Raw genomic sequence first — 4725 nt, forward strand, 5'->3', positions numbered from 1 at the left:
AATATAAAACAACTTCCTAAAAATACTCGAGAACAAACCATGCAAATAACAGCTAATATATCATCGAAAACAACAATGCCTATAGCGCTGTATAGTAGTAAGCAGCTCTATGCTATGGAGCAAGCATGGTTTACCGAAGGTAATGATAGCTTCGGTCTAATGAAACAAGCTGCGTGGCAAATGGCGCAGAATATTGAGCGGATTTATCAGCAGGAAAATCTTAACGCGCACGGAGCTACTCATGCTAAATTTTCTCATCGTCGTCATACTCGCCAGCGCTTAGCCAATATTTGGATAGGAAAAGGCAATAATGGCGGTGATGGTTGGCTCATTGCTTATTATTTACAGCAAATGGGCTGGCAAGTGCAGGTAACAACGGTCGGCTTTGAGAAACATGATTTTGAGTTAGTTAATCTTGAAAGAAATAATATTGAAAAATCTGATATAAGTAGCAGCTCTAAGAAAACAGATTGTATGACGGATGCAGCAAAGGCTCTACAGATAGCGCTATCTGCTAACTGTTCGTATCAGCGCTTTGCAACCAGTGCTGATAAAAAAAATGAGAAAACAGGTAAGGGTACGCAAGCCGATGTCTATATCGATGCGCTATTTGGTATTGGCCTAGATCGAGCGCCTGAAAATGTTTATGAGCAGGCGATTGGCGCTTTTAATGAAGCTGCACAGTATGCAGAGGCGTTGGTTATCGCGGTTGATATTCCAAGTGGGTTGGTTGCTTCCACGGGTCAAGTATTTGACCATATAGCGATACAGGCGGATATAACGTTATGTCTGATCGCACGAAAATTTGGGCTGCATACCAAGGACGGGTTGGACTATAGCGGCACAGTTATTGACATACCACTGATACCTTATCAGATGAATGGTAAGGAACTAACGCCAGTTGCTACACTCATTACTTCCGCTCATAGTTTAAAGCCACGCTGCCAAAACAGTTATAAAGGCAGCTATGGACATGTATTGGTCATCGGTGGCAATCGCATTGATGGCTCACAAGGCATGGGCGGAGCAGCCATACTGTCTGCGTCAAGTACGATGGCAACAGGTGCTGGTAAAATCACTGTTGCTTGCCATGAAGCGTTTCATGGCGCACTACTAACCTCACTACCAGATGCAATGACTATCGACTTACATGATCAAGAGGGGGTAAATCGTCTTATTGAGCAAGCCAGTGTGATCGCTATTGGTATGGGACTGGGCCGTGATGAAAAAGCAAAGTTGATATTTATAAGTTATATGCAGGCTGCTATAGCACAAAGTAAGGCATTAATAATCGATGCCGACGGTCTCTATCATTTGGCATCGTTACAAAGAGATAATCATAAACTAATAACGCAGCTGAAAGAACATAGTGTTGACCATCAGGTTTGCTTAACGCCGCATAGTGGCGAAGCTGCTAGGTTATTAAATAAAGAGGTTAGTGAGGTAGAAGACGATAGATTAGCAGCGATAAAGCAGTGTGCAACGAGTTATGGTGGTGATTGGGTGTTAAAGGGAGCAGGGTCATTAGTTTTGGAGCAGAAAAAAGAGCAAACGCATGTGTACGCTTGCGGAGCGGGCAATGCCGGTATGGCAACCGCTGGTATGGGCGATGTGTTATCGGGTGTGGTTGCTGGGTTACTTGCGCAGCAAGATTTAAATGAGGAACCGCGTAGTTTGCACCAAGCGGTTCTTATCCATGGATTGGCAGGAGATGTTTTAGTAAATCAAACTACTGTCTGTGCCAATAATGATAGGTCATTATTAATAGGACAACGAGGTTTGCAAGCTCAAGATATGCCAGCTGCTATTCGCCATGTTATCCAGTTAATAACGGATAACTATTAATCATTAAATACAGTGGTTTTGGTATTAAGTGGCAGAGCCATTACAGTACTGAGTGATTGCTTGTTGAACACGCTCACGCTTAAGCTCAATTTCACGGCCATCTAGGTATTGGCGTTTGCCATTGGCATCCATTTCATAGATGCGCCCACCCACATTTAGATTGGTTAAGTTGTTACGTAACGACTGACAACGCTGGGCATTCGCTTGCGCTTCTTGCTCTTTGATACGGGTTTCTAATTGTGCAACGCGCTGTTCTTCGGCACTTTGCGGTGCAGCTTGGTTGGCTTCGGTTTTGCCTGCTAGCTGTCCGGCGTTGCTCTGTCTGCCATCACTGCGGAACTCAATAACCTCAATATTTCTACCATTTTGCGGCGCATGTTGGCTGTACTTAACTTCGCCATGTGCACCAATAGATTTGTATACTTGAACAGCATGGCTGGCGCTCATTGGCAACATGAGCATACACGCGGTGCTGACACTAATAAGCAGTTTGGCAGCGGTATTTATGGTAGACGCATATGCCATGGTAACGATCCTCTTAATGGGTAAAAAACATGGGTATAAATAAGCTAAGAATAGTAGTTAACGTCCTCGATAACAATATAAATACATTGCTGTTTGATTCTAGCAAATAACTCTTATGAATGTACATTATTTAATAACCAATAGTTAGGGATGGGCTTTAGAAGTTTTTCTTGACAATGGTGCCCAAACCATCGAATATAATAGCAGTTGATTGGTCAGTGAGCGGCTTTTATGATATTGCCGTGGCACTTGAAAATAAGGACTACGGGTTGCTTATCGGTAGCTTGCTTAGCTTTATTATCTTTGTGACAATAATATAAAATAAATAGCGGTTATAACCATTGCTATTGAAATCTATATTTATTGTCTCCGGACTTATCCGTCTACAATGACTAAGATAAACTTATTATTAACGTGATTTTTAAGATTTTGCCGTTATAAAAAATAGAGTGTCATGTGTGTTTTTAACATTTACTCATTAAACATGTTATAAGATTTCGCAATCATATAACGTGATATAAGCTATAAAATATAAGCTTTGAGATTTGTTCTATCATTCTGTATCCATCTATTTATTATCAGCGCAAGCTCGTATGCATTACAAATAATAAGCTTCTTTATAGATGCGCTCGCATCTTGTCACTGTAAATCGATAAACTCCTGTCGCAAAGCTGACCTTAAATATATTGCTATGTTTGAGTAGTATGCTGTCTTATAAAACAGCACAACTTAGATGTAGTGGGCACATATTCTTGCCACAAAAAAAGGTGACGACAGTGACGCAAACCACGCAAAGTCCGAATATGACTGGACATACCCAAACGGGTCATGCTGCCAAAAACTTCGAAGAAAAGCAGCAACGCCTTGCTGAAGGGAGCAATGAGCCTGTGATGCTATCTGGCGCTGAGATGTTGGTGCAAGCACTAACGGATGAGGGCGTCAAATATATCTTTGGCTATCCAGGCGGTGCCGTTCTTCATATCTATGATGCCTTGTTTCAACAAGAAAACATTGAGCACATCTTAGTGCGTCATGAGCAAGCAGCAGGCCATATGGCAGATGCTTATTCACGGGTGACGGGTAACACAGGTGTGGTACTGGCAACTTCAGGCCCTGGTGCCACCAATACAGTGACTGCTATTGCTACTGCCTTTATGGATTCAGTACCGATGGTAATCATCTCTGGACAGGTACCCAGCAGTTTAATTGGTGAAGATGCTTTCCAAGAAACCGATATGATTGGTGTGTCGCGTCCCATCGTTAAGCATAGTTTTCAAGTACGCCATGCTAGCGAAATCCCAATGATTGTTAAAAAAGCCTTTTATATTGCGCAGGCTGGGCGTCCAGGTCCTGTTGTAATCGATGTTCCTAAGGATATGACCGCGCCTAGCGAAAAATTTGCTTATGAATATCCAGAAGAAGTATTTATACGCTCGTATCAGCCTTCATTAAAAGGTCATAGTGGTCAAATCAAAAAAGCGGTTGAAACCTTACTTGCTGCTAAGCGCCCGATTATTTACTCTGGTGGCGGTGTTGTTTTAGGTAATGCCCATAAAGAACTAACGGATCTTGCGCATCGCTTAAACTTACCAGTAACCAATACTTTAATGGGCTTAGGTGCTTTTCCTGGCTCTGATGAACAGTTCTTAGGTATGCTTGGTATGCATGGTACTTATGAAGCCAATATGACCATGCACCATTCGGACGTCATATTAGCAGTTGGTGCACGTTTTGATGACCGTGTGACCAATAACGTCAAAAAATTCTGTCCAAATGCGACGATTATTCATATTGATATTGACCCTACGTCTATCTCAAAAACTATTCTTGCTCATATTCCTATCGTTGGCGATGTCAAGTCAGTGCTTACTGACATGCTAGATATTATCGGTGAGGATAAAGAGCTAGACCAACCAGCGTTATTGGATTGGTGGTCACAGATTAATGAATGGCGTAAGCGTCATGGTTTGCGCTATGACACCAGTACCGATAATGGTATTAAGCCACAAGCGGTTGTTCAGGCCTTAGATAAAGTGACTAATAGTAACGCTATTATTACTAGTGACGTTGGTCAGCATCAGATGTTTGCGGCCCTTTACTATACCTATAATGAGCCGCGCCAATGGCTGAACTCAGGCGGTTTAGGTACGATGGGTGTTGGCTTGCCGTATGCGATGGCAGCGAAACTTGCTAACCCTGAGCGTGATGTGGTTTGTATTACCGGTGAAGGCTCTATTCAGATGAATATCCAAGAGTTATCAACCTGTTTACAGTATGATTTGCCAGTTAAAATTCTAAACTTAATAATGCGCATTTGGGCATGGTGAAACAGTGGCAAGCTATGCTGTATGACGG

General features: G+C 42.4%; 2 protein-coding genes and 1 pseudogene. 2 read left to right on the forward strand and 1 reads right to left on the reverse strand.

The window, feature by feature from the left end:
- On the forward strand, window positions 1–1845 hold a 1845-nt coding region (locus CAN34_RS12660; protein ID WP_368039507.1), incomplete at its 5' end, for an NAD(P)H-hydrate dehydratase.
- 24 nt (window positions 1846–1869) lie between these two features.
- On the opposite strand, the gene CAN34_RS12665 is transcribed toward CAN34_RS12660, so the two are convergent.
- Window positions 1870–2370 carry a DUF4124 domain-containing protein gene (locus CAN34_RS12665; protein ID WP_089555923.1) on the reverse strand — a complete coding sequence of 167 codons (501 nt, stop codon included), beginning with the start codon at window positions 2368–2370 and terminating at the stop codon, window positions 1870–1872.
- A gap of 890 nt (window positions 2371–3260) precedes the next feature.
- On the opposite strand from CAN34_RS12665, the pseudogene CAN34_RS12670 reads away from it, so the two are divergent.
- Window positions 3261–4725, forward strand: a pseudogene (locus tag CAN34_RS12670) (acetolactate synthase 3 large subunit); the annotation flags it as partial.

Source organism: Psychrobacter sp. DAB_AL32B, from assembly GCF_002224105.1.
In the GTDB taxonomy this organism is placed as follows: domain Bacteria; phylum Pseudomonadota; class Gammaproteobacteria; order Pseudomonadales; family Moraxellaceae; genus Psychrobacter.

What these genes read in the sequence shown, in the direction of transcription:
- CAN34_RS12665 (WP_089555923.1), bottom strand. Translation starts at nt 2,370, where the DNA reads ATGGCATATGCGTCTACCATAAATACCGCTGCCAAACTGCTTATTAGT.